The organism is Acinetobacter sp. SW-226 (assembly GCF_055632855.1).
In genome coordinates this window covers 2,091,973-2,118,137 of sequence record NZ_CM145752.1, presented here as the reverse complement: position 1 = coordinate 2,118,137, position 26,165 = coordinate 2,091,973, and the positions used below count along the sequence as shown (strand labels likewise).

Below are 26,165 nucleotides of genomic sequence, written 5' to 3'. Positions count from 1 at the left end.
GGGAATAAATACAATGAATATGCCAGTAAAAGTTGAATACTTTAAAAATCCAAAGAATCGTGAGTTGACTTCATTTGAGTTGGACGAGCTTGCACGTGAGCTTGATGCCATTAAACAAGAAGTGCTCGATGATATTGGTGAAAAAGATGCGCAATATATTCGTCGTGTGTATGCAGCAGTGCGTTACTCATCAATTGCAGGCCGCGCCTGTTTATTTGCTGGGTGGTTTCCGCCAGCATGGGTTCTAGGTACGGGGCTACTTGGTTTTTCCAAAATTATGGAAAACATGGAGTTGGGCCATAACGTAATGCATGGTCAATATGACTGGATGAATGACCCTAAATTTAATGGTCCAAACTATGAATGGGATATCGTAGGCACATCAGATAATTGGCGTCAAACCCATAATTATAAGCATCATACCTATACCAATATTAAAGGAATGGATGATGATATTGGTTATGGACTGCTTCGCTTATTCCCCGAACAGCGTTGGAAACCTGGCTTTTTATTACAACCCCTTTACAGCATTCCATTTTGCTTATTGTTCCAATGGGGAGTTGCGATTCAAAATTTGGAGTTGGGTAAATATTTCAAAGGTCGTAAGAGTAAAGCGCAAACTTTAGCTGAATGGAAACCGATGCAACGTAAGATTGGTAAGCAACTGTTTAAAGACTATATATTTTTCCCACTGATTGCAGGTCCTGCAGCATTGCCTGTTTTTACGGGAAATTTGGTTGCAAATGGTATTCGTAATATTTGGACATTTAGTGTGATTTTTTGTGGACATTTCACTAAAGACGTCGAAGTTTTCCCGAAAAAAGTACTGGAAAATGAAAGCCGTGGCCACTGGTACATGCGTCAAATTCGTGGATCATCAAATTTAACTGGATCAGAAGCGTTCCATATTTTGACTGGACATTTAAGTCACCAAATTGAACACCATTTGTATCCTGATGTTCCTGCACGTCGCTACCGTAAAATGGCACCAAAAGTACAAGCAGTATGTGAAAAATATGGTTTAAATTACAATAATGCCAGCTTGGTAAAACAATATGGCAGTGTGATAAAACGTATTGTTAAATACGCATTTCCTTTTAAAAAGTAAGTTTAAAAGCCACTTCATATGAAGTGGCTTTTTTATGCTATTTACTAAATTGACGTAAGGTTTTTACTAAATGATCGTAATCACCTTGTTTTGCGATGTGGAGTACATGCTCAATTTCATGTTTTAACCATTTTTGTTTAGATGCATTAAAAGCAAACTGCGCCAATAGCACAAAAGGGCTCTCACCAAATTTGATAGAAAGACCCTTGACATACTTTGGTGGAGAAAACTGATCCATATTGATGCCTTTTTATAATAAAGTGGGATGGTTTTCAAAAATATTTTTATTCGTAAAAATTTATCATAAATATATTTTTTGGTAAATAAAGATGGCTGAATTTTAATAATAAATATATTTAAAATTTTAATATGCTTAAATATTAAGCACGCCTTAATAATTAACTAATTTGCCGATGATTGGGGTGATTAGAGAGGTCAGGAAGCTGTGCATCTGTTCCTGCAAAATAAGTGAAATCGGCTAAGGACAACATTTGCATATCTTCAACACTGTTGCCATAAGCATAAACAGCATGGTAGCGATCAAGCTCATATTTTTCTTGGATACGGACAGCCTTTTGCTCACAGCTACAATCAGGAGTTAGATAGCGTCCCGTATAACGCTGTTGATTTTGTTCTACCTGCGTGCAGATCAAATCAATCGAGAGTATTTCACACACATATTTTAAATAAATATCAATTGAAGCGGAGACTAAGACAACATCATCGCCTAAGTTTTGGTGTTGTTTAAGTTGGCTATACAACGCAGGATTAAGACCTTGCATGAGGCGCTCTGCATAGAGCTTTGCATGCATATCAATTTCCTTAATTTCGGCCTGTTTAAACATGGCCTGAAAAAGTTTCGGGCGCATTTGATGTGCAGGATAGAAACCTAAATAATAGCTTTGAATATAGGGGAGGACTTTTAGCCCTTGTAAAGCAATATGTCGCTTTGAATGCACATAGAAAATGAACCCTGTAAAACTGTCTTTTCCATACAGGGTGCCATCAAAGTCAAATAAAGCTAAATTTTTATGCGCTTTGAGCGTTGCATGCATGATTGGTAACGTCCATTGACACGGGTTGCAAACCAATTTGTATTGTAATCACGACTCAACTTTGGACCAGAAATCACGACTTCAGGCATCATGGCATAGAAAGGTTCCTTTTTTGTGACCTCTTGATAAAGTTTGGTTACTGCACGATAAGTTGCAGTATCTTCAAACTTTTTCTCTTTTTCTTTCTTTAAATCTGAGCGAATCTGACGCGGTGTAACCAAAATGTTATGTTGAGCAAACACCGTAATCAATTCACGTTCAGACTGACTTTTTGCCGACTTAGGAGAGCCATCTTTGCCATAAAGCAATAAATCACCATCTAAATCAAGTTCTGCTTCAGTTAAGTCATTTAGCATGCTTTGGAACGCAGCATTTCGGCTAGAGTACATGCCTGAGTTATAGTCAGCAAAGCGATAAAGGGGTTTGTCATAGTCAGCAGGATACATCATGAGTCGATGGATACCATAGTAAAGCCCCCCATACTGGCTATAAAGGTCTGTACGCAAGTCAGCCATACTGCCACCTTCGCGTTTATGTTCTTTAGCATAGCCAATGTGTACTTGCATTGATCCAAGGGTTGTAACGGGGTTCATTTTTTCACCAACGTCTTGCCCTACAAGTTTAGCAGCTCCAGTCAATGCACTGACGTGATAATGATTAGACATATAGTCAAAAATTTCACGGTAAAGCTCATCCAACTGACGTTCTGTTTTGACACGACGCATTTGGCTTAAATAGTTATCTTCAGGGCTTGGCTGTTCTTTTAGTACCTGCTGAAAATAGCCTGCAATGGTGCCACCAATGGCATCACCCAGTTTATCTTTAAATTTTTCATCCAAGCGTTCTTGAACTTCTTTTACTGCTTTCTCACCTAGACCATAGACCTCTGGGTCAGCCACAAAATTCGACTCTTGATCGACTACAGCAATAATTGAACACATATTCTCTTTGTTTTGAGGAATACCTAACTGTTCTGAAATTTCGTAGATATCTTTTGCCCATGAGCTTCGATCATTGACACGTCCTGGAATGATACGGGCAATTTGCTCGGCATTGAGCTTTGGCTCATCATCTGTCCACCATGAGCGATCACCACAGGCGGTTAAGCCTATAGATATGGCCAAGACACTTAATGTTTTTAAACCAGAAGAAAGAAACAGCTTTTTATTCATAAATAGAGAACACATGATAAAAGACAAGCTAGAACAGCAGATGCAGTATACTATGTTGGTCGAAAAAGTGATGAATTTTATATGTATATTGGTTGATGATAACTGTCAAATCATTTGATTGAGTATGGTTGTCATGTGAGGTCTATAGCCAAAATAAGGATTAAGACTGTTCTTTGTTATATGTTGGAAATAAAGAGATTAGGTTTTCTCGTTTTATTTATAACTCAACAGAATACTGTGCAAGAACTTTCTTTAAAGTCGAAAAAATGTGTTCATCCCTAGATTGGGCAACATTAAATCTTAAAAAGTTTTGAGCACTCAATGATTGGCTAAATGCATTTCCAGGGGCTAATACCACCCCATCTTTTAAACATTCTCTAGCAATAACGGCTGCATCCAAACCATCGGGAAGTTTACACCATAAAAACATACCTGATTGTGGCATGATCCATGGCTGAATTTTCAATGCTTCAAGTTTGGTAGCTACTTGCAGCATTTCATACGCTAATCGTGCGCGAATGTTTTCCATATGTTTTCGATAACCGCTGTCTTTTAATGCAATTAGCGCCATGTCAGCAGCCAGCCTTCCTCCCCCAAAAGAAGTGGCAATTTTTAAATCTATCAAATTTTCAATCCAAGATTCTTTGGCTGCGATGTAGCCACAACGTATAGATGCAGAAATTGTTTTGGAAAAACTACTGATGTGTATGACGCGATTTAGCCCATCAAAAGAGGCTAAACGAGGAGCGGGACTTTGTTCGAAGTCTGCGAAGATGTCATCTTCAACAATGACTAAATTAGTCTGATCAATTAGCTTTAACAAACGATGAGCGATTACTGGGGAAAGCACTGCACCTGTAGGGTTATGAATACCTGAATTTGTAATATACAGTCGCGGGGAGTGTTCTTCTAGAATGGATTCAAACACTTTTAGATCAGGGCCCATGGGAGTGTAAGGCACACTGATAATTTTAATACGATGGGCTTTTAGCAGAGCATGAAAGTTAAAATAACATGGGTCATCGACAATAACGGTATCGCCTGCTTCTAATAACAGCCGGCATATTAAATCAATTGCTTGAGTCCCTGATTCCGTGAGCATGATTTGATTGGAACATGCATCAATTTTAACTGAACTTAAGCGACGAGAAATAAATTGTCTTAATTCTGGGTGCCCCAGTGGTGTTGCGTATTCGACTAACTCTAGTGAATCTGCTTTTGCCATAGTCCGAAGTGCACGTCTCACCCCTGTTTCATATAACCAGTCTGGCGGGAGCCACCCACATCCTGGTTTTAAAACATTAACGCCTGTTTCAAGAGCTTGTCTAGAGACCCATAAAGGATCGACCTCCCGATCAAGCTGAGGTTCAATTTGAGTCAACGAAAGGGGAGCGATTGGTCCTGAGACATAAAAGCCAGAACCAGCTTTGGAAATAATCATACCTTCAGCAATTAAACGTTCATAAGCCTCAACAACGGTAGAAATTGACACATGCATTGTTCGAGCTTGGAGCCGGACAGAAGGGAGTCGATGACCTGGTAAATAAGTACGAGAAGTAATTTTTTGCTTAATTTCTTGCATGACTGCATTAATACGGGTATGGCTTCGCATGACTTCACTCTAAGCTGTATTGGATATATATGCATAACAGTTTCTAATAATTGTACTGAATTGTTTCTGGTTTAAAAAGAGGGATTCATGTTCAATTTGAGTGGTTGAATATTTGAGACCTGTTAAATGAAAGTACTGAAAAATGGTTGGATCAATGGATTGATTGGTGTTGTAATTTTTGCTGGATCTCTACCTGCAACACGCGTAGCGATTGCAGACTTTACACCGATTTTTTTGACCAGTGCCCGTGCCACAATTGCAGGAGTATTTGGGTTAGCCTTACTCCTATTATTCCGTCAGCCACATCCACAGAAAAAGGAGATTCCTTCACTTGTGGTCACTGCAATAGGTGTAGTGATAGGTTTTCCATTGTTAACAGCTTTTGCACTACAGTCTGTTACATCTGCACATTCAATTGTTTTTTTAGGTCTGTTACCTATTTGTACCGCAATATTTGCTGTTATACGTGGTGGGGAGCGTCCCAAACCATATTTTTGGTTATTTGCACTTGCTGGAGCATCTTTTGTCGCAGGTTATGCGGCTACTGGGGATATGGGAGTTTCTTGGAAGGGGGATATTCTCATGCTTATAGCAATTATTCTGTGTGGATTGGGTTATGCAGAAGGTGCGAAATTATCTCGAAATTTAGGCGGTTGGCAAGTAATAAGTTGGTCTTTGGTTTTATCTTTGCCGCCGATGTTATTTTTAACACTATTTACGATGCCGGCATCTTTTTATGCTACTAGTACATCTGCATGGATTGCATTGGGATATGTTTCATTTTTTAGCATGTTGTTGGGTTTTGTCTTTTGGTATCGTGGATTGGCACAGGGTGGAATTGCAGCTGTGGGGCAACTGCAATTATTTCAGCCTTTTATTGGGCTTGCATTGGCAGGATGGTTGTTACACGAAACAGTAAGTTGGACGATGTTAGTTGTAACTTTGGCTGCTGTACTTTGTGTTGTTGGGGCAAAAAAATATGCCTAAAGGAAAATTTTTATCCTCAGCAGTCGACTTTCAACATGGTGAGGGTTTTGTTTTGGGTTTAAGCGTGGATCATAAAACTCCTTTAAAGCTTTGGACATGTATTGAGCTTCAGGATTTAGAGGGGTAGGGTTACAAGCATTTCAGGCGTTAGTTGCTTAATTATTTTTACGAATGGTTCGTAAATCTTTTTTATAAATAGTGGTATTCGACTCTTTGGGGAGAGCTGACCTTGTGCGACAGAGTCTATTTTTTAATAGATATAACTGATTCTACTATTATTTAGATTACGAACCCTTAGTACTTCAATAGCAAAAGAAACCGTTTCTTCCATAAAAGAAGACCACATCATAAAAGATGAGCCGAAAGAATAGATGCAGTATACTGTTTCGGTCGAAAATATGATGAATCTATATGTATATTGGTCCATACCAACTTTCAAATAATTTGATTGTTGCACCGATGGCAGGTGTTACTGATCGTCCATTCCGCACATTATGCAAATATTTTGGTGCAGGGCATGCGGTCAGCGAAATGATGACCTCAGATCAGACACTTCGCATGAGTAAGAAGAGTTTATACCGTGCCAATTTTGATGGTGAACTAGCACCGATTTCTGCACAAATTGCAGGATCAGATCCCAAAGAGCTTGCTGAAGCCGCGCGCTATCAAGTTTCAAATGGTGCGCAAATAGTAGATATTAATATGGGTTGCCCTGCAAAAAAGGTCTGTAATAAATTGGCAGGCTCTGCACTTTTAAAAGATGAAGACTTGGTGGCTCGTATTTTAGATGAAGTTGTTGCTGCGGTTGATGTTCCTGTGACACTCAAAACGCGTTTAGGTTTTTTAAACGGCCATGAAAATATTTTACGGGTGGCGAAGCGCGCAGAAGAGGCGGGTATTGCAGCATTAGCACTGCATGGTCGTACTCGGGAAGATATGTATTTGAATACCGCACGTTACAGTCTGATTAAAGAAGTCAAACAAATATTGTCAATCCCAGTCATTGCCAACGGAGATATTGATAGTCCTGAAAAGGCTAAATATGTGCTTGATTATACTGGCGCAGATGCGATTATGATTGGTCGTGCAGCGCAAGGGCGTCCATGGATCTTCCGTGAAATAGCACATTATTTGGACACAGGGGAGCATTTGGCTGCACCTAATATTCAGGAAGTTAAAGAGGTGTTGCAGGGTCATCTTTCTGAATTGTATAGTTTTTATGGTGAATACTCTGGCTGTCGAATTGCACGTAAACATATTGCTTGGTACACCAAAGGCTTACGCTCAAGTAATGAGTTCCGCCAAAACATGTATAAAGTTGAAAGCACAACTGAGCAATTTAAAGTGGTTGCAGACTACTTTGATCAGTTGCTTGTGCATGGTGAAACAATGAGTGATGTGCAGGTGGAACAAGTTAACCTATTGGAAACCAAATAAAAAAAGCTCCATTATTGGAGCTTAGCTAAAAGATAGAATGACTTAATAATTGGCTTGTTGCATTTCGACTAAGAGTTGATTGATTAAATCACGAGCTTCAAGTTCACGAATCTGAGACACATTGCTTCCAGCCCAAAAAGCACCAAAGCCGTGATCACCTTGTTGACTTGCAGCAGCATGTAATTGTTTTCCAAGATCATAAGCATATGGATAAGCAGCGACTGCAGGGCGGTTTGGTAAGTCGACTTGTGTATGCCAGTGACCTAGAAGTCCTCGTGCGGGACGACCTGAGATGCTGGCGCTAATTTGCGTAATTTGCTCATGAAATAACGCATGACGATAGGCATCATTTGCATTTGAACTTTTACACTGTACAAATGCTGTACCCAATTGGACTGCACTCGCCCCTAGGTTTAACATTTGTTGAGATTGCGCACCATTCATGATGCCGCCAGCGGCAATAATTGGACACTGACAGTGCTCTACCAAAAGCTGAACCAGATCGACAGTCTGAATTGCGCTATCAAAAAGTTCATTAAATATTCCGCGGTGACCACCAGCTTCAGTGCCTTGCGCAATGATAATATCTATACCTGCAGCTTCAATTGCCCGTGCTTCCGCTAAGTTTGTTGCAGAGACCATGGTTAAAATACCCGCATCCTTTAGGGCTTGTATTTGATGAGGGTGTGGGATTCCAAAATGAAAACTTACTGCTTTAGGGCGAGTTTCGAGTACGACATTTAAGTAGTCATCGTTGTCTAAAAAGCTTGGATAAATACAGTGCAACTGTGTAGGGGGTTCTGCATGGTATTGTTCAAAATGAGGTCTTAGAAAATCAATCCATGCCTGTGATGCTATGGGTTCAAGTTCAACACTTTGATGGCAGAAAAAGTTGACCTGAAATGGTTGCTCAGTCAGTTCTTGAGTTTTTAAAATTTGTGCATGAGCTGTTTCTACGGTGTTGGCACCTAAGCCTAGTGAGCCGAGTCCACCTTGATTTGAAACCTCTGCTGCAAGTTCTGGAGTAGAGACACCTGCCATAGGTGCGAGAAAGATAGGATGCTTAATTCCAAGGCGTTCTAATAATAAAGACATGTGCTTGCTCCTTTTTCATATCAACACTTTGCCCAAGCACAGCAGAATTGGCAAATAATATTCATTATTTTATCGAAAAATACAGAAAACCTTGAGTATCATATTTTATTGTATAGCGACAAACAGTGTCGTTGAAAGCAGTCTTTCTACATGTTTTAGGACCGAAATTTTTTATACTTTTGTTTTTGATTTTACCGAAGTGAGTCATGAGCGATCGTATTCGTGAAAAGTTACAAATTTTAGCTGATGCAGCTAAATATGATGTGTCCTGCTCCTCTAGTGGTAGCAATCGTAAAAACAAAGCGAAAGGGTTAGGTAATACAGGAAATGGCATCTGTCATAGTTATACGGAAGACGGACGTTGTGTTTCATTACTTAAAATTCTATTTTCAAATGTATGTATTTTTGATTGTTCGTATTGTGTTTCTAGACGCTCTAACGATGTCAAACGGGCCGCTTTTACCGTACAAGAAGTAGTGGATTTAACCATCAACTTTTACCGCCGCAATTATATTGAAGGGTTATTTCTCAGTTCAGGTATTTTCAAATCAGCTGATTTCACCATGGAGCGAATGCTACAAGTGGTGAAAAAGTTACGCATTGAAGAAAACTTTAATGGTTATATTCATTTAAAAACGATACCAGGCGCTTCCCAAGAGATTATTACCGAGGCTGGTTTATATGTAGACCGCATGAGTATTAACTTGGAAATGCCAACGGAAGTTGGCTTAAAGCAGTTTGCACCCGAGAAGTCACATGCTGAGGTACAAAAGGATTTAGCTATTGTACGAGATCGCTTGATTCAGTTGAGTGATGAACGACGTTTGATTCGGCACGTACCGAAGTTTGTACCTGCAGGTCAAACTACACAGATGGTGGTAGGTGCACATCAAGAAACAGACAAAGATATTATTTTAATGGCGGATCATCACTATAAGGTTTATCAGTTAAAACGAGTATATTTTTCAGGTTATATCCCAATCAATGAACAGGAGAAAATGCTTCCTGTCGTGGGTTCTACGCCACCATTATTAAGAGAAAATCGGCTGTACCAGTCGGATTGGCTCATGCGTTTCTATGGTTTTGATGCGCAGGAAATCGTGAATGATCAGCATCCGAATTTAGATTTGGACATTGACCCGAAGCTAAGCTGGGCACTGCGTAACCCTGAGCATTTCCCTGTTGATATTCAACATGCAGACTATCGTATGATTTTACGTGTTCCGGGTATAGGTGTTCAATCGGCTAAAAAAATTGTGCAAGCTCGGCGTTTTGGGCAGATTCATATCGATCAACTAAAGCGTATGGGTATTGCTTACAATCGGGCACAGCATTTTATTCGCTGTGTTGATACCGTAAAATTTAAAAAAGAGCTCTCGACCAGTCAGATTCGTCAACAGATTTTACAGTCAGGTCTATCCAAATACCAAAAACAGCTTTCTCCTCAACTAGGTTTTGGTTTTTAACATGACAATGTACTGCTTTGATCAAACCATGACTGGGCTACTGAGTTGTGTGTATCGAAGTTTTCAGTTCAAAGACTTTGATGTGAGACTTATTGCTGATAATACACAAGCGGGTCTGTTTGATGAATATATTGATGTCGCTTCAAATGAGGAGCATGCACAGCGAGTGTGGCAGGGCTTGAGACAAAGAGTCAGCCCCATCAGTTTACGGTATTTTTATTATTGTTTTCTGTCAGAGCAACAGCAGGCACATCAGCATCTTTTTAACTTTTGTATTTATATATTTAAAAATGCACAAGTAGTTGACCAAAACTATGCACATGCGGATGTGTTGGCTGTTTCGCAGTGGGCCAAACAGGTGGGTCGAGAGAAGCATCGTATGGAGGCTTTTGTGCGGTTTAAAAAATGCCGTGATGGACTATTTTTGAGTCTCATCCAACCTGATTTTAATGTTCTTCCCTTAATTGAACGGCATTTTAAAAATCGTTATCAAGATCAAAGATGGCTGATTTATGATGAAAAACGACATTTCGGTATTTATTATGATTTAACAATGGTGCATCAAGTGAAGATGGAGGTTGAGCAACTCGACCTTGCTTACAAAGTAGGACATAGTCAGTCGTTTAGTATTCAATTGGATGACGATGAACGACTGTATGATCAATTATGGAAAGATTATTTTAAAAGTATCAATATCGAAGCGAGAAAAAACCTCAAGCTGCATGTTCAATTTGTACCTAAGCGCTATTGGCGATACTTGAATGAGAAAATAATATAACTGCCCATAAACAAGGCTTTAGGGCATAATGCCGCAGCATGATTATTTTTAGGTGTTTATCGCATGATAAAGTACATTTCCACCGCTGCGATTGTTTCAAGTCTAAGTCTTGTTGCATGTTCAGAGGCAGATCAAGCTAGCGTGAAAGTTAATCCGAGTCATTATCACGTTAAAGATGCTGCAAATTTGCAACAGCGCTTTAGTCAGCTTAATGAAAAATTAGTGCGAGATTTTCAACAATTAAAGAAAAAAGAAAGTGTTGCTTTTGCTCAGCAACTGCCTTTGGATGTAAATAATCTTCAAACATTGAATCAACATTTGGTTAGCCGTAGCGCGCTTAAACCCAGCAAAATTGCTTATTGTGATGTGATGAACGGTTATTTTGCTGAAATGTATCGTTTAGGGCATTATAATTTAGAGCTTATCAGTGATGTGGAGCTTCCACATACTGAACAAGAAAACTTAAAACAAAATTTTAGCTCACCTGAACAGTTTTATGATTTTATTATCAATCGTTATAGTACATATCGTCAGGTACAGCAGACGATGAATTATGGTTGTAACTTAAAAGCAGCATTGAATTGATACTGATGAATGAATGTAAAAAGCCCAAAATGTTGTGGGCTTTTTAAGAATTTTTTTATGAATGTTTAACGGATTGGTAAATGTAGTATGGTTTAGACATGCACATTAAAAAGTGAACCAATCCAACTTGCAAAGAGCATTGCAAAAATGCCCCAAAGGGTGACACGAATTGCGCCTGTCCAGATTGCAGTGCCAGAAAAGTAGCTAGATAAAGCACCCAAACTTAATAAAGACAGTACTCCTGTAATGGCAACAGACTGTGCTAAATGCCCCTCTGGGCTTAAAAGAATAGCCAGCATTGGAAGCAATGCACCGAGTGAAAAAGCGAGGGCAGAAGAGCCTGCGGCTTGTAGTGGTTTTGCGCTGGTATTTTCATGGATGCCTATTTCATCACGTGCATGTGCTGAAAGTGCATCATGTGCACTGAGTTGCACAGCAACTTCATGAGCAAGTTCGGGATTGAGTCCGCGTTGTATGTAAATTTGAGTCAGTTCTTTTAGTTCTAAGTGTGGGTTTTTATCGAGTTCTCGAGCTTCAAGTTTTAAATCCGCTTCTTCAATATCGGATTGAGACTTAACTGAAATATACTCCCCAGCAGCCATCGAGCTTGCACCTGAAATGAGTCCAGCAATGCAAGTAATGAGCAAGGTTTGACTAGATGCACCACTCGCAGCCATACCCATAATTAAACTGGTCACTGAAATGATGCCATCGTTAGCACCCAAAACGGCAGCACGTAACCAACCTGTACGATGAATGAGATGTGGTTCAACATGGTGGGAGTAAGACATGGTGATAGATCATCCTCAAATTTTAAAATTATGATTTATTTGATAATACGCTCTGCATCTACTATAGCACAGACCATAAAAAAGCCTCCCAGTAGGAGGCCTTTTTATGGCATTAGATATTATTGTTGCGCTTTCTCTTTCACATCAGCAGCACCTTGTTCAACTGCACCAGCAACATGAGCGGTGGCTTCTTTAGAAGCATTTTTCACATCTTGAGCAGCAGCTTCGGTTTTTGCAGCAGCTTCATCAGCAGCAGCGCCAATTTTTGCAGATGCTTCATCAGCAGCTTTTTGAGTATCAGATACTGCTGTACTTGCAGCATTATTTAGATCATGACCTGCTTGTTCAGCAGCATTTTCAATGTGTTCGCCAGTTGTTGCACCCGTTTCAGGCGCTTTTTCTTTTGAACAACCAACAAGAGCAACAGTCGCAGCAAGACCTAAAGCAATAAGTAATTTATTCATTTTTCCTATCCTTTTCGTTTTATACCCAAAAGTAGGGGGTGGGCAAAATATAATCTAATTTGTGTGAAAAGCAGACTACATTATTGTTAAAAATATGTAATTTTTTATAAAAAACAGCGTGATAAAAAGGCTTATAAGCTGAGTTGCCTATAAGCCTTTAGATAGGTAGAGGGTTACAGCCCAGAACGAATAATATAGTCAAAAGCAGACAGAGATGCTTTCGCGCCTTCACCTGTGGCAATAATGATTTGCTTGTAAGGCACAGTCGTACAGTCACCTGCGGCAAATACACCTTTGACATTGGTTTCATTGCGATCGTTAATCACAATTTCATTACGATTTGAAAGCTCAACCGCTGTTTCTTTGAGGAAATCGGTGTTTGGCAATAAACCAATTTGTACAAAGATCCCTGCAAGTTCAACCGTATGTTCTACGTCGGTTGCACGGTCTTTATATTTCAATGCTGTCACTTGCTTACCATCACCCACAACTTCAGTCGATAGTGCGTTCAGGATCACTGTAGTGTTGGGTAAGCTATGCAATTTATCTTGCAACACTTGGTCAGCACGTAGTTTGGTATCAAACTCAACCAAAGTCACATGTTCTACAATCCCAGCAAGATCAATCGCAGCTTCGACACCTGAGTTCCCCCCGCCAATTACGGCAACACGTTTGCCTTTAAACAGTGGGCCATCACAGTGTGGACAGTAAGCAACACCACGGGTACGGTATTCTGCTTCACCCGGCACATTCATCTCTCTCCAACGTGCGCCTGTAGAAAGGATGACTGTTTTAGATTCAAGCTTCGCACCATTTTCTAAAGTGACTTCAACCAAACCATTCGCTGTCTCATCTGCACCTTTGATGTTAGAAACACGTTGTAAGTTCATGATGTCCACACCGTACTCACGTACATGTGCTTCCATTTCAGCAGCAAACTTTGGCCCTTGGGTCTTTTGAATGGAGGTATAGTTTTCAATGTCCATGGTATCCATGACTTGACCACCCATACGTTCAGCCACGATTCCCGTTTTAATGCCTTTACGCGCGGCATAAATGGCAGAGGTATTTCCTGCAGGACCACCACCAATCACTAAAACATCAAAAGCATCTTTGGCATTGAGTTTTTCAGCTTCTTTGGCTGCTGAATTGGTATCCAGTTTGGCAATAATCTCTTCCAAAGTCATACGGCCTTGACCGATATGGGTGTTGTCTTGGAACACCATTGGTACAGCCATGATTTTGCGTTCTTCAACCTCGTCTTGGAAGAATGCACCATCAATCATGGTGGCTGTCGTACCTGGGTTGTAAATGGCAATCAGGTTCAACGCTTGCACCACATCTGGACAGTTATGACAGCTTAAAGAGACAAATACGTCAAAGTCAGACTGGATGCCCAAACTTTTGATTGAAGCCAAAACTTCATCCGATACTTTGGGTGCGTAACCTGAGGTTTGTAACAATGCCAAGATCAAAGAGGTAAACTCATGTCCCATCGGTAAACCCGCAAAGAAGACACGTGGTTGTTCGCCCGCTTTTGCCACACCAAAGCTCGGTGCACGTGAATTTTGACCATCAAAACGTGCAGTCACCAGTGGAGACAGTGCTGCAACTTCTTCAACCAATTCTTTGATTTTGTCTGATTTCTCAGAACCGTTCAAAGTTGCAACCAATTCAATCGGACCTTCAAGGCGTTCAAGAAGCGTTTTTAATTGAGCTGAAGTATTTTGATCTAACATGGTTAAGCTCTCCAAAGCAGTCTGTAAAATTATTTGATAAAAGAATCATAGAGTAAATCTAAAAATAGATAAAACAGTTTGTTTTTATTTTAATAATCGGTTTTATAGATTTTAAGGTGTTTTCTTGAATCATTTCATAAAGCTATATGGGGAATTTAAATGATTTTTCAACTGATTCGCAGTTTAGTGAGCTGAAATTCGGTATGATCGAGACAGTTAAAAAATAGGGAAGTAACTGATGCAATTACAACGTGGTATTTATCAACATTATAAAGGGCAACTGTATCAAGTCTTACATGTGGCAACACATAGTGAAACTGAAGAAAAACTGGTGGTTTATCAGTGTTTATATGGTGATTACTCGATTTGGGTGCGTCCATTTGCCATGTTTACTGAAACGGTAATGCTAGAGGATGACCGCGAGGTTGAGCGCTTTAAACTGATTCAAGAAGTATAAACGAAGCTAAGTAAAGTAGAGGGGATTTGATGATGCATGCAGAATTTTTGAGTAAAGTATCGGCCTTATATCATCGCTTTCAAGAACATGATAGTGAGCAAACAGATCGTATTGCACGCTTTCGCAATATTGAACCCGAGTCTGCACAATTTTTGGCGCAACTGCTTCATATTCAGCAGCCTGAGCAGATATTAGAAATAGGTACATCAACAGGTTACTCAACATTATGGCTAGCTTATGCAGCACAGCAAGTGAATGCTCGATTAACCACTTTGGAAATTGATGCTGAGAGAAGTCAGCAAGCCGCTAGTCATCTTGCGGATTTCAATTTATCCAATGGCGTTGAGTTTTGGGTCGGTGATGCAGCTGAATATCTGAAGCAGTCGCAAGCCATCTTTGATTTTATATTGCTAGATGCTGAGCGTGATGCTTATATCGACTATTGGCCAGATTTGAAACGACTAATGTGTGTTTCACGCGGAGTTTTGGTGGTTGATAATGTTCTATCGCATGCGGATCAAGTTGCAGATTTTATAGCACTTATTCAGCAAGAAAAGCAGTTTAGTTTGTCTACACTGGCGATTGGCGCAGGTTTGTTGTTAGTGACGAGAGATCATGAAAAACAATCAGGATAAATCCTGATTGTTTGTGCTTGAAAAATTAATGAATACTTAAGCGTGTAAAGTGCAAATCATATTCTAAATATTTATGAACAAAAGCTGTTTTATTATTACATCGAACTAAATTGTTATAAACAAATTCAGGCACGGGATGATACAACTCGCCTGAACCATCGGCATAGAAAATTTTTAAATAGCGTGAAGAAGCATTGTATTTCCAGGATGTTACCGCAATTGTCCCCATAAGCGACTCCCCATCATCTCAATGGAATCACAGCAAAATGGCTGCTTCTTTTAAACTTATGCCAAACTTGAAAAGTGATGTATTACAGTTTTGTAAATAAAAAAACCGTACATAAAGTACGGTTTTTTTAAGTGATCAATTAACGCATTTTCGCAAGGAAACGACCTACACGGGTAATGGCTTCACGTAGTTCATTTTCAGCAGGGAGGAATACCACACGGAAATGATCTGGTGTAGGCCAGTTAAAGCCTGTGCCTTGAACCAGAAGTACTTTTTCCGCACGAAGTAGATCAAGCATCAGTTTTTCATCATCTTGAACTGGATAGATTTCTGGGTCCAATTTCGGGAAGCAATACATCGCGCCTTCAGGTTTAACACAAGATACGCCAGGAATGTCATTCAACATTTGCCAAGCAATATTACGCTGTTCGTACAAACGACCGCCTGGGCGAATTAAATCATTGATTGATTGGTAACCGCCTAAAGCTGTTTGGATCGCATACTGTGCTTGGTGGTTGGCACACAAACGCATAGAAGCAAGCATGTCTAAACCTTCAATATAATCGACCGCACGAGACTTATCACCTGTGATTGCCATCCAGCCTGAGCGGTAACCCGCAATACGGTATGCTTTAGATAAACCATTGAATGAAATACAGAGTTGGTCACCCGCTAACGCTGCTACAGAAACATGCTCAATACCGTCGTAAACGATTTTGTCGTAAATTTCATCTGCAAACAAAATTAAATCATGCTTTTTAGCTAATGCAACGATTTGCTCAAGCACATGACGTGGATAAACTGCACCTGTTGGATTGTTTGGATTAATAATCACGATACCACGGGTGCGTGGTGTGATTTTACTCTCCATATCCGTAATATCGGGATACCAGAAGTTTTCTTCATCACATTTATAATGAATCGCTGTACCGCCTGATAAATTCACAGCAGCCGTCCAAAGCGGATAATCTGGCATCGGGACGAGCATCTCGTCACCATCATCTAACAAGCCTTGCATCGCCATCACGATCAATTCAGAGACACCATTGCCGATATACACGTCATTAACGTGCATATCTAAAATGCCTTTTTGTTGATAGTACTGACAGATGGCTTTACGCGCAGGGAAAATCCCTTTTGAGTCGGTATAACCTACTGCATTTGGCAGGTTTAAAGCCACATCGTTAATAATTTCTTGAGGTGCTTCAAAGCCGAAGGGTGCAGGGTTACCAATGTTGAGTTTGATAATCTTATGACCAGCTTCTTCCATTTCATTGGCCGCTCGTAACACTGGCCCACGAATGTCGTAGCATACATGCTCAAGCTTAGACGATTTTTTTATTTCGCGTGGGGTTTGGATAGTGTTCGGCATTTTGATGTTCTCGGAAAGAGTGGAGGTCACTTTTGCATAACGATATAAATAACTTTTAAATGTTTCTGTTGTTACTAGGTCTAGATCATGTTCATCTCTAAGTAAAGCAACAATTTTTTCATGCGTAAATCCTACCTGTTGATATTGTTTAATCACAGGCAGTAGATGTTTAAAAATAACGCTCTTTTTTTGCGACATTTTTTAATCCTAAGCAAGAATTTCAATAAGAGTAACATTAAAATTGCTTCCAAAAAAGCATTTAATAAATAAAACTGCTTACTATGTTTTGAATTTTGCTTACTTTTTGCTTTTATTGGGATTATAGGTCTTTTGTAAATTGTGAATTAAACACTAGAAATTTTAAGATGAATCACGTAAATATGGGATTATCCTATTTTAAATAGCAAGATAGAAAGGGACCTAAGCATGGGAAAGCTCAGTAAAACAGACCGAGAATGGCAAAGAGAGTTATCACCAGAGGAATTTCGCATTACGCGACAAAAGGGGACGGAGCCAGCTTTTACAGGTAAATATTGGAATACTAAACAAGCAGGGACTTACGTATGTCGCTGCTGTGGGACACCTTTATTTATTTCTGAAAATAAATATGACAGCGGTTGCGGATGGCCAAGTTTTTATAAGCCCGTAAATACAGCTGTTATAGAAGAGCATCAGGATACAACACATGGCATGGTGCGTACTGAGATTGTATGTCATCACTGTGATGCTCATTTAGGCCATGTTTTTACAGATGGACCTGAGCCTACAGGTTTACGTTACTGTGTAAACTCGGCTTCATTAGAACTAGAAACACAAGAAAAAAGTGATGAGGATACTTATCCATGACAAACATTTATCAGTTTGAAGCGGAATTGTTAGATGGGAAAAATAAATCTTTTGCTGACTATGAAGGCAAAGTCCTGCTCATAGTTAATACGGCCAGTAAATGTGGCTTTACTCCACAATTTGCAGGTTTAGAAAAAATTTATGAGCAATATCATGCACAAGGTTTTGAAGTTTTGGGCTTTCCTTGTAACCAATTTGGGGGGCAAGATCCGGGAAGTAATGAGCAAATAGGCGCATACTGTCAAAAGAACTATGGAGTTAGTTTCCCTATGTTTTCCAAAGTCGATGTGAAAGGCCTTGAGGCTCACGCCATCTTTCGTTATTTAACTAATAATAGTAAAGGTATTTTAGGTAGTGGGATTAAATGGAATTTTACCAAGTTCTTAATTGGAAAAGATGGCAAAGTGATCAATCGTTATGCACCAACCACTAAACCTGAAGCAATTCAAGATGATATTGAAAAAGCACTGCAAACGTAAATTTTTTTGGACTGGTTGTGAATAGTCAGTTTCAGCCTGATGGTGTAGAGTTTTGGAGTGATTCATGCATGCCTTATGTGGAAACACGTAGGGCATGTGAAAGTCGTGCCTGTTATAAGTCGCATAGCCATTCAACTTTTTCGATTGGGGCTGTAGATGAGGGGCGAAGTATATTTAGCAGTGCCTTTGCGGGAACACAAGCTATAGAAGTGGGTACGTTGGTCTTGATTCCAGAACATGTGGAGCATGCTTGTAATCCAGTGGAAGGACAAGCATGGAGTTATCAAATGATGCATTTAGATGCATCTTGGCTGAGACAACTTCTATATGAAACAGAGCAAGACTATTTAGGAATACCTAAATTTAAGCCGAAAATCTATAAAGATGCCAACATGTATCAAGATTTCAGTCGGTTGAACAATCAGCTATTTAGCCCTAGATTGTCCTATTGGGAAAAAGAACAGATTTTAATTACGACGCTCGCTGAGTTGTTATTACCTCAAATTGCACTTGAGCAAATTGTAGTTAGTTCCTATGCACAAGAAGAATTGAGTCATCTTTTGACGATGATCCAGCAAGAAGAAGCGTTTTTATCTTTAGAAGAAATGTCAAAAGCAATACAATTGAGTCGCTATGCCATTATTCGGCTTTTCAAAGCATCGTTAGGTATGACGCCACATGCTTATCAGCTCAATTATAAAATAAATCAAGCACGCTCATTCTTGAAGCAAGGTATGGACATTGCGCAATTAAGTTATGCGCTAGGTTTTAGTGATCAAAGTCATTTTCAGCGCGTTTTCAAAGCTTTGACAGGGACAACACCGAAATTTTATCAGAAGCAACATCGCGCAATTTTATCCAAGAGTCCATTTTAAGTAATCGTTAGGATTAACTCGATTTTTTATTGAGTTATGTGATGGAACTTTTCATTATTATTGCTGTGACACATTTTGTTGCTTTGCTTTCTCCGGGTCCAGATTTTTTCCTGATTTTGCTAACTTTTCTGAAGAGTGGTCGAAAAATGGCACGATATACCGTTTTGGGTATCGTGACGGGTAATGCCTTAATTCTAATATTGATTTTTATTTTATTGTGCTGGCTTGGTTACATCCATCCCTATGTGTTGATGTTATTGCGTGGATTAGGCATTGTTTATCTAACGTATTTGGCGTGGCAGTGTTTAGTTTATGTGCAGAAAGAAAAAATCAAAATAGATGAAAATATACAGCCATCCCCACAAGCGAGAGGCGCTTGTTTTGTCAGGGGGTTACAGTCTAGTCTTTTGAACCCAAAGAATATGCTGTTCTATAGTAGTCTGATTCTTTTGGTTTATTCGAAATTTAATGTAGTTCAATTACTTTGCATTAGTCTGTGGATGGTGGGGATAGTATTGATTTGGAATTTACTGTTGTTGAAACTTTTTAGCCTAAATCATTGGAACCAGTATTTAACAAGGCAACTGGGCTGGCTTTATAAGGTATCAGGTCTCTGTTTTGCGATTTTTGCCATAATTTTGTTTATAGATGGGCTAATCTAAAAGCTTAATAATGTCTAGAGTTTGTTGATTTATATAACTTATAACAATGAAGTAATTAATTCTCATTTGAATTTACTATCCAAATAAGAATCAAATAGTTTTGATTAAGACTAATTCTCATTTACTATCAGGTTCGAATTTTAGATTGATGAAAGAGGGTGGGAAATGGTTAAACTAAAACCATTGGTGTTAATGATGGCATGTGTATCTGGGTACAGCATTTCACATGCTGCTGAAACTCAAGTGGCCATTGAATCTGACTCATCATCTCAAGCGAGCAATGTCACAGCTTTAGAAACAATTCGAATTGTTGCGAGTGCTGATGCTTCTGCAAATGGTTTAATGGAAGCTTTCGCTGGTGGACAAGTAGCAACTGGTGGTCGAGTCGGGATTTTTGGGAATCAAAAGAATCTTGATACACCATTTAATTTGACCAGCTATACCAATCAATATATCCAAGAACGTCAAGCGAAAAGTGTAGGTGATGTACTTAAAGCAGATCCTAGCGTGCGTGTAGGGCGGGGGTATGGCAACTTTCAGGAAAATTACTACATCCGTGGTTTTAACTTAGGATCAGATGACACCGCTTATAATGGTTTATACTCAATTTTACCTCGCCAGTATATTCCAACAGAACTCTTTGAGCGTGTAGAAGTATTAAAAGGTGCATCTTCATTCTTAAATGGGGCTATGCCGAGCAATGGCGGGATTGGTGGAGCAATAAATCTCTTACCGAAGCGAGCAGGAAATGACCCGTTAAATCGCGTAACTATCGGTACAGATTTTAATGGCGGTTATCTTTCGAATGATATTTCGCGACGTTTTGGTGAAAATCAGCAGTTTGGGGTGCGAGTAAATACCGCCTATCATGATGGAAATACATCCGTTGATGATGAAAAGAAATCGCTTGGACTCGCTGCAATTGGATTGGATTACAATGGTGAGCGCTTACGTCTTTCTGGTGATATGGGGTATAGCAATAATCGTTTAAATGCAACGCGACCAAATGTAACATTAGCTGCTGGATTAACATCAGTACCAAAAGCTATAGATAGTTCGAGTAATTATGCTCAAAAATGGTCTTATTCAAATGAAGAAGATATTTTTGGAAGTTACCGTGCTGAATACGATTTCAATGACGCGATTACTACTTACATGGCTTATGGATTCCGTCATGGTGAAGAGCAAAATTCATTAGCAAATTACACTTTGAGAAATGCTTCTACAGGAGCAAGTACGCTTTACCGTTTTGATAATGCCCGTGTTGACATGGTTAATACTGGCGAAGTCGGGCTACGTGGGAAGTTTGATACGGGTTCGATCAAGCATAATGTGGTTGTTTCTGGTTCAGTATTTCAACTGAATACCAGAAATGCTTATTTAATGGATTCGGGGAATCCGTTGAATTCTAATATTTATCAACCTATTCAATACGACCAACCTGCTGCTCTATCTCCAGCATTCTCAGGTGGAAATATGGATAGTCCGAAATTAACTACACGTACACGTCTAAGAAGTGTTGCAATTGGCGATAATTTGACAGCATTGGATGATACCTTAGTCATTATGCTGGGTGCGCGTTATCAGCAAATTCTTCAAGATACATATAACTATTCTCAAGTGAAAACAGGCACGTATGACGAGAGTAAATGGACACCAGCACTCGGGATAACCTATAAAATCACACCTGAAATTTCGGTGTATGCTAATTACATTGAGTCTTTAGCGAAAGGGCTAACGAATACAAGTGGTGGTGTCACAACGTCACTCAAACCTTTTGTAGCAGAGCAAAAAGAAATTGGAGCTAAATATGAAAATGACGATCTTGGGGTGACACTAAGTTTATTTGATATTAATAAACAGCGTGGCGTCATGCAAAATGGTGTATTCAGTGATGCTGGTGAATATGTCCATCGTGGTCTAGAGTTAAGTAGTTATGGCAAGCTTACTGACTCCTTAACTGTTTTAGGTGGGGTGACGTGGATGCATGCAAAGCAAGAAGAAACTGGTTCGACGACCTATGATGGAAATTATGAAGTAGGTGTTCCTGAGTTTCAGGCAAATCTTGGTGCAAATTGGAAGTTGCCCCTTCCGCAAGATATTTCTTTGAACGCTCAATTGACTTACACGGGTTCCACCTATGCTAGTCTGGACAATAACTTGAAGGTTAATGATTGGACTACGCTTGATCTGGGTGCAAGCTATAAAACTCAGTTGGGGCAAACCCCAACTACATTTAACTTCCTTGTGAATAATGTATTTGATCAAGATTATTGGAGTTCCGTTGGTCTGTATGACAATATCAACAGTACAAGCAATACCAATAATGGTTACTTGGTTGCTGGTTTACCTCGTACATTCATGCTTAGTGCATCATTTGATTTTTAATCGAAGAAAAAAAGAAAACCTCCGTTACAGGAGGTTTTCTTTTTTAGATGAACTTATTTATAAAATTGCTTTTAAGCGCGAAATGACTTGCTCACACTGTGCAAGGTCGGCGACTAGAGCAAGACGCACATGGTTTTCGCCTGGGTTGCCTTGCTCAGTATTGCGTGACAAGTAACGCCCTGGAAGTACTTTGACATGTGCTTTCTCCATCAGCATTTTTGCAAAAGCTTCATCATTATCTACTTTTAACCAGTAGTAAAAGCCTGCATCTGGTTTTTGTAGAGGGAGTAAGTGGCCTAATTCGTTTTGAAATAAGTCAAATTTTGCACGATATTGCACACGGTTTTCTTCAACATGTGTTTCATCATCCCAAGCCGCAATCGAAGCCAACTGGTGTTGTACAGGCATCGCTGCACCATGATAGGTACGGTATTGTAAATAAGGTTTGAGTAATGTTGCATCACCCGCGACAAAGCCAGAGCGCATACCTGGTAAGTTTGAGCGTTTAGATAATGAGTGGAATACAACACAGTTTTTGTAGTCATTTCGGCCTATTTCAGCACAAACTTCGAGTAGACCCACAGGCGCAGTATCAAACCAAAGTTCTGAATAGCACTCATCCGATGCAATGACAAAACCATATTGGTCTGAAAGTGCGATTAATTTTTTAAACTGCTCTTTTGAGAGTACCGCACCTGTTGGGTTACCTGGCGTACAAACAAATAATAAGGCAGTTTTTTCCCAGACCTCAGCAGGCACAGCATCAAAGTCACCGAGATAACCATTTTCTTCAGTACAATTTACAAAATATGGTTTTGCTCCAGCAAGTAAGGTAGCACCTTCATAAATTTGGTAGAACGGGTTAGGCATCACCACATAAGGTACATCTTTGCGGTTCACCAAGGCTTGAACAAAAGAGAAGATTGCTTCACGGGTACCAGAAACAGGCAGGATGTTGTTATCTGTACTAATTTGATTGAGTTGAAAACGACGGGTCAACCAGTTTGCAATACTGGTACGTAATTCTGGCAGACCTTTACTGTTTGGATAGGTCGATAAATGTTGAAAATTATCAATAATGGCTTGTTTCACAAACTCTGGCGCAGGATGCTTAGGCTCACCAATCGAGAGTGGAATGAGGGGTAAGTCTGCAGGAGTAATATCCTGAAATAGTTTATTTAACTTTTCAAAAGGATAAGGATGTAAAAGGGATAAACTCGAGTTCATGAAACAAAATACCAGTGTGTATTGTTAATGTTGACCACAGACCTGACTAGACGCTTCATCTAAGGCAGATTTTAGTTGAGCAGCAAAAGTCTCAGCTTCAGCTTCAGTCATGGGTTGACCATCTTTTTTAGTGACAAAGAAAATATCTTCGGCACGTTCACCTAGAGTGGCAATTTTAGCAGAGTGAATATCTAGACCTTGCATCATAAACAACCCGCCCACTTTGGCAAGTAGGCCGGGATGGTCAAGTGTTGCAATTTCGACCATGTTTTGTTGCAGTGCTTCATTCAGCGTAATATCAACGGTGTTTTCAATGTCAAAATGGCGCAGCTGACGTGGGATGCGGCGTTGCATGAGACCAGGATATTTATCTGAATTGACTAAGGCATCTTTTAAAGCAGACAGTACTTTGGCTTCACGTTCTGGGTCAGTCAGTAGGGTGCCAAAGCGGTCAAGCACAACATAAGTGTCTAAACTAAATGCTTTGGTTGCGGTAATAATACGCGCATCTTGTACATCCAAATTCATACGGTCAAGTATGGCAACCGTTGTTGCAAACAAGTTGGGCTGATCTTGAGTATAAATAAAGATTTGTACTGCATCCTGAGCAAATTTACGCTGTGCACGCATCAAAACCAGCGGTTCTGGGTTATCACCATGCTGTAAAATAGCACGTGTGTGCCAAGCAATTTCATCTGCAGATTCTTTGAGGAAATATTCGTCTCCCAGTTCTTGCCAGACTTTTTCGACGTCATCCAGTGCAAACTCTTCGACCAGTTGTTCACTGGCAGAAAACTTGGTGTCCTCAATGAGCATTTGATAATCCACAGGACGGCCTAAACCTGAGCGAATCACATCACGTGCATGCGTATAGAGCTGACGCATGAGAGAAGCGCGCCACGTATTCCAAAGCGAAGGATTGGTTGCATTGATATCTGAAACAGTTAACGTATACAGATAGTCGAGATGTTCCATGTCGCCCATTTTCTCAGCAAAAGCTTTAACCACATCGGGGTCAGAAATATCTTTCTTTTGAGAAGTGACGGACATGAGTAAATGGTTTTGGATGAGCCACGCGACAAGGTTGCATTCGCGTTCGGTAAAACCATGATTACGACAGAATTCAATCGCATCAGTTGCACCCAGCTCACTATGGTCTCCACCACGGCCTTTAGCGATATCATGGAAAATGGCAGCCAAATAGACAATATCCCGACGTGCTAGACGTTGGAACACCGAACTCACGACAGGGAAGTCTTTGGCAAACTCAGGCTCTTTGAAGCGGTTTAAGTTACGCAGTAGTAGTAAGGTGTGTGCATCGACTGTGTAGATATGGAACAAGTCATATTGCATTAACCCCATAATCTGCCCAAATGCAGGAATATAGTTGCCCAATACTCCATAACGTTTCATTGCCACCATCGTCTCATATAAGCGATGTGGTGAGCGAATGATCGCCATAAACAAGGCTTGATGGGTTGGGTTATCCCGAAACTCTTGATCAATGTGCTTTGCAGCTAAAGTGAGAAGGCGTAAAGTCCGTGCACGAATACCCGTAATCTCAGGACGGTTTGCCAATAAATAAAAAATTTCTAAGATGGCACTTGGGTTTTCAGAAAAAATCTTATGGTGTTGAACAGCAAGTTTGCCATCAACTAGTTTAAAATTTTCATTGATTTCTTCAATGTTACGTTCGTAGTTTGGTAGGCGTGGGGTAATGACCGACTCGTTGAAATAAGCCAACAGCATTTCATTCAGTGTGGTCACTTGTTGAGCGCTTCGATAATAACGCTTCATGAATTGCTCAATTGGGTAATTCGGGGATTTGCCTTCTTCGCGCACATAGCCAAACTTCGCAGCAATATCGCGTTGATAGTCGAATAATAAGCGGTTTTCATCGCGTTTGGTGAGGCGATGTAAGTGGTGACGAATTTCCCAGAGGAAGCTTTCGGCTTCTTCTAATACCCCTAACTCGAACTCTGAAATAAAGCCCAAATGCACCAAGTCATAAATGCGATTGACGCGGAAATGCCGCTTTGCAATCCAACCAATTTGGTTAATGTCCCGAATGCCACCCGGCGCATTTTTTATGTCGGGTTCTAGATTGCTTTCTGTGAAATTGTGTTGCGCATAGCGTTTGGCCTGTTCTTCCATTTTTGCATCATAGAAGGTTTTATCTGTCCATGTTTGCGAAACAATACGTCGTGGCCATTTGGCTAAGTGTTCATTGCCTATAATTAAACGGGACTCGATGAGGGCTGTGGCAACAGTTAAGTCATTTGTGGCTTGTTCAACACAGTTGGCAATGGTACGTACACTAATGCCAGGTTTGAAATTGCCGACATCCCACAGGGAGGAAATAAAGACAGAAATGAGCTTTTCTTGTTCTTCGCTAAATTCATCTTCAGACAGGATCATGATGTCTACGTCTGAATAAGGCAACATCTCTCGGCGACCATAGCCACCAACAGCAAATAAGCTCAAATCGGTTTGATTGAGTTCAGCATGTTTCCAAAGGAAAATAAGTGCCTCATCAATCAAATTTGAACGGGTTAAAATGACATCACGGATGGATTGACCATGATCAAAACTCTCTTGTAATTGATTTTCGACATCACTACGCCATTGATTGATCGCTTTAATGTCGTGATTACTGCTGACATAGCTAAGCAGTGGAGAAGTATTGATCATGTTCCGTATCCGTAA

The 26,165-nt window shown here is 40.0% G+C and carries 25 protein-coding genes; 13 read left to right on the top strand and 12 right to left on the bottom strand.

Going from position 1 to position 26,165, the window contains the following annotated elements; all coding sequences use genetic code 11:
* Positions 1-13: 13 nt before the first annotated feature.
* Positions 14-1,108: a fatty acid desaturase family protein gene (locus ACZ8ZH_RS10145; protein WP_119063821.1), complete on the top strand. Its 1,095-nt coding sequence runs from the start codon at positions 14-16 to the stop codon at positions 1,106-1,108.
* 37 nt (positions 1,109-1,145) lie between these two features.
* Here the strand turns inward: ACZ8ZH_RS10145 and ACZ8ZH_RS10140 are convergent, their stop codons facing one another.
* The 4 genes from ACZ8ZH_RS10140 to ACZ8ZH_RS10125 form a co-directional block, all read right to left on the bottom strand.
* A complete protein-coding gene (locus ACZ8ZH_RS10140; protein WP_086209357.1) occupies positions 1,146-1,346 on the bottom strand; it encodes a hypothetical protein in 201 nt (66 codons plus the stop codon).
* A gap of 160 nt (positions 1,347-1,506) precedes the next feature.
* Positions 1,507-2,163: an HAD-IB family hydrolase gene (locus ACZ8ZH_RS10135; RefSeq protein WP_119063822.1), complete on the bottom strand. Its 657-nt coding sequence runs from the start codon at positions 2,161-2,163 to the stop codon at positions 1,507-1,509.
* Complete coding sequence (locus tag ACZ8ZH_RS10130) at positions 2,130-3,335, bottom strand: DUF1615 family protein (protein WP_086209355.1); 1,206 nt, start codon at positions 3,333-3,335, stop codon at positions 2,130-2,132. The genes ACZ8ZH_RS10135 and ACZ8ZH_RS10130 overlap by 34 nt, the downstream gene beginning before the upstream one ends.
* 217 nt (positions 3,336-3,552) lie before the next feature.
* On the bottom strand, positions 3,553-4,947 hold the full coding sequence (locus ACZ8ZH_RS10125) for an aminotransferase-like domain-containing protein (protein ID WP_119063823.1): 1,395 nt from the start codon (positions 4,945-4,947) through the stop codon (positions 3,553-3,555).
* 126 nt (positions 4,948-5,073) lie between these two features.
* On the opposite strand from ACZ8ZH_RS10125, the gene ACZ8ZH_RS10120 reads away from it, so the two are divergent.
* Both ACZ8ZH_RS10120 and dusB read left to right on the top strand, forming a co-directional pair.
* A complete protein-coding gene (locus ACZ8ZH_RS10120) occupies positions 5,074-5,934 on the top strand; it encodes a DMT family transporter (RefSeq protein WP_119063824.1) in 861 nt (286 codons plus the stop codon).
* 411 nt (positions 5,935-6,345) lie between these two features.
* Complete coding sequence (gene dusB / locus ACZ8ZH_RS10115) at positions 6,346-7,371, top strand: tRNA dihydrouridine synthase DusB (protein WP_110975874.1); 1,026 nt, start codon at positions 6,346-6,348, stop codon at positions 7,369-7,371.
* 42 nt (positions 7,372-7,413) lie between these two features.
* Here dusB and ACZ8ZH_RS10110 read toward each other — a convergent pair whose 3' ends face one another.
* Positions 7,414-8,466, bottom strand: coding sequence for an NAD(P)H-dependent flavin oxidoreductase (locus tag ACZ8ZH_RS10110; protein ID WP_119063825.1), 1,053 nt, complete (start codon positions 8,464-8,466; stop codon positions 7,414-7,416).
* Positions 8,467-8,672: 206 nt separating this feature from the next.
* Here ACZ8ZH_RS10110 and ACZ8ZH_RS10105 point away from each other — a divergent pair, with 206 nt between their 5' ends.
* The 3 genes from ACZ8ZH_RS10105 to ACZ8ZH_RS10095 all read left to right on the top strand — a co-directional run bounded on the left by ACZ8ZH_RS10105 (position 8,673) and on the right by ACZ8ZH_RS10095 (position 11,295).
* Complete coding sequence (locus ACZ8ZH_RS10105; RefSeq protein WP_086209350.1) at positions 8,673-9,932, top strand: putative DNA modification/repair radical SAM protein; 1,260 nt, start codon at positions 8,673-8,675, stop codon at positions 9,930-9,932.
* Between the two features lies 1 nt (position 9,933).
* A complete protein-coding gene (locus tag ACZ8ZH_RS10100) occupies positions 9,934-10,710 on the top strand; it encodes a TIGR03915 family putative DNA repair protein (RefSeq protein ID WP_119063826.1) in 777 nt (258 codons plus the stop codon).
* 63 nt (positions 10,711-10,773) lie between these two features.
* Positions 10,774-11,295: a hypothetical protein gene (locus ACZ8ZH_RS10095; RefSeq protein ID WP_110975878.1), complete on the top strand. Its 522-nt coding sequence runs from the start codon at positions 10,774-10,776 to the stop codon at positions 11,293-11,295.
* A 92-nt stretch (positions 11,296-11,387) separates the two neighbouring features.
* On the opposite strand, the gene ACZ8ZH_RS10090 is transcribed toward ACZ8ZH_RS10095, so the two are convergent.
* The 3 genes from ACZ8ZH_RS10090 to ahpF all read right to left on the bottom strand — a co-directional run bounded on the left by ACZ8ZH_RS10090 (position 11,388) and on the right by ahpF (position 14,289).
* The gene (locus ACZ8ZH_RS10090; protein WP_110975879.1) at positions 11,388-12,086 is read right to left on the bottom strand and encodes a VIT1/CCC1 transporter family protein; all 699 of its coding nucleotides are present in this window, start codon (positions 12,084-12,086) and stop codon (positions 11,388-11,390) included.
* Between the two features lie 119 nt (positions 12,087-12,205).
* Positions 12,206-12,550, bottom strand: a complete 345-nt coding sequence (locus ACZ8ZH_RS10085; protein WP_086209346.1) for a hypothetical protein — start codon at positions 12,548-12,550, stop codon at positions 12,206-12,208.
* A gap of 173 nt (positions 12,551-12,723) precedes the next feature.
* On the bottom strand, positions 12,724-14,289 hold the full coding sequence (gene ahpF / locus ACZ8ZH_RS10080) for an alkyl hydroperoxide reductase subunit F (RefSeq protein ID WP_119063827.1): 1,566 nt from the start codon (positions 14,287-14,289) through the stop codon (positions 12,724-12,726).
* A gap of 238 nt (positions 14,290-14,527) precedes the next feature.
* On the opposite strand from ahpF, the gene ACZ8ZH_RS10075 reads away from it, so the two are divergent.
* Both ACZ8ZH_RS10075 and ACZ8ZH_RS10070 read left to right on the top strand, forming a co-directional pair.
* Positions 14,528-14,746 (top strand): DUF1653 domain-containing protein, encoded by a 219-nt coding sequence (locus ACZ8ZH_RS10075; protein ID WP_086209344.1) that lies wholly within the window; start codon positions 14,528-14,530, stop codon positions 14,744-14,746.
* Between the two features lie 29 nt (positions 14,747-14,775).
* Positions 14,776-15,381, top strand: a complete 606-nt coding sequence (locus tag ACZ8ZH_RS10070; protein WP_119063828.1) for an O-methyltransferase — start codon at positions 14,776-14,778, stop codon at positions 15,379-15,381.
* 25 nt (positions 15,382-15,406) lie between these two features.
* On the opposite strand, the gene ACZ8ZH_RS10065 is transcribed toward ACZ8ZH_RS10070, so the two are convergent.
* On the bottom strand, positions 15,407-15,610 hold the full coding sequence (locus ACZ8ZH_RS10065; protein WP_086209342.1) for a KTSC domain-containing protein: 204 nt from the start codon (positions 15,608-15,610) through the stop codon (positions 15,407-15,409).
* Between the two features lie 139 nt (positions 15,611-15,749).
* Positions 15,750-17,180 carry a pyridoxal phosphate-dependent aminotransferase gene (locus ACZ8ZH_RS10060; protein WP_119063829.1) on the bottom strand — a complete coding sequence of 477 codons (1,431 nt, stop codon included), beginning with the start codon at positions 17,178-17,180 and terminating at the stop codon, positions 15,750-15,752.
* Between the two features lie 228 nt (positions 17,181-17,408).
* On the opposite strand from ACZ8ZH_RS10060, the gene msrB reads away from it, so the two are divergent.
* The 5 genes from msrB (at position 17,409) to ACZ8ZH_RS10035 (ending at position 22,232) form a co-directional block, all read left to right on the top strand.
* Positions 17,409-17,828: a peptide-methionine (R)-S-oxide reductase MsrB gene (gene msrB / locus ACZ8ZH_RS10055; protein ID WP_119063830.1), complete on the top strand. Its 420-nt coding sequence runs from the start codon at positions 17,409-17,411 to the stop codon at positions 17,826-17,828.
* Positions 17,825-18,307 carry a glutathione peroxidase gene (locus ACZ8ZH_RS10050; RefSeq protein ID WP_119063831.1) on the top strand — a complete coding sequence of 161 codons (483 nt, stop codon included), beginning with the start codon at positions 17,825-17,827 and terminating at the stop codon, positions 18,305-18,307. Before msrB ends, ACZ8ZH_RS10050 begins: the two co-directional genes overlap by 4 nt.
* Before the next feature lie 68 nt (positions 18,308-18,375).
* Entirely contained in the window at positions 18,376-19,182 is an 807-nt protein-coding gene (locus tag ACZ8ZH_RS10045) for an AraC family transcriptional regulator (RefSeq protein WP_119063832.1), read from the top strand.
* A 41-nt stretch (positions 19,183-19,223) separates the two neighbouring features.
* Positions 19,224-19,844 (top strand): LysE family translocator, encoded by a 621-nt coding sequence (locus ACZ8ZH_RS10040; RefSeq protein ID WP_086209338.1) that lies wholly within the window; start codon positions 19,224-19,226, stop codon positions 19,842-19,844.
* A 165-nt stretch (positions 19,845-20,009) separates the two neighbouring features.
* Positions 20,010-22,232 carry a TonB-dependent receptor gene (locus ACZ8ZH_RS10035; RefSeq protein WP_119063833.1) on the top strand — a complete coding sequence of 741 codons (2,223 nt, stop codon included), beginning with the start codon at positions 20,010-20,012 and terminating at the stop codon, positions 22,230-22,232.
* Between the two features lie 57 nt (positions 22,233-22,289).
* On the opposite strand, the gene dapC is transcribed toward ACZ8ZH_RS10035, so the two are convergent.
* Entirely contained in the window at positions 22,290-23,459 is a 1,170-nt protein-coding gene (dapC, locus tag ACZ8ZH_RS10030) for a succinyldiaminopimelate transaminase (RefSeq protein ID WP_119063834.1), read from the bottom strand.
* Between the two features lie 24 nt (positions 23,460-23,483).
* Entirely contained in the window at positions 23,484-26,150 is a 2,667-nt protein-coding gene (gene glnD, locus ACZ8ZH_RS10025) for a [protein-PII] uridylyltransferase (RefSeq protein ID WP_086209335.1), read from the bottom strand.
* Positions 26,151-26,165: the final 15 nt, after the last annotated feature.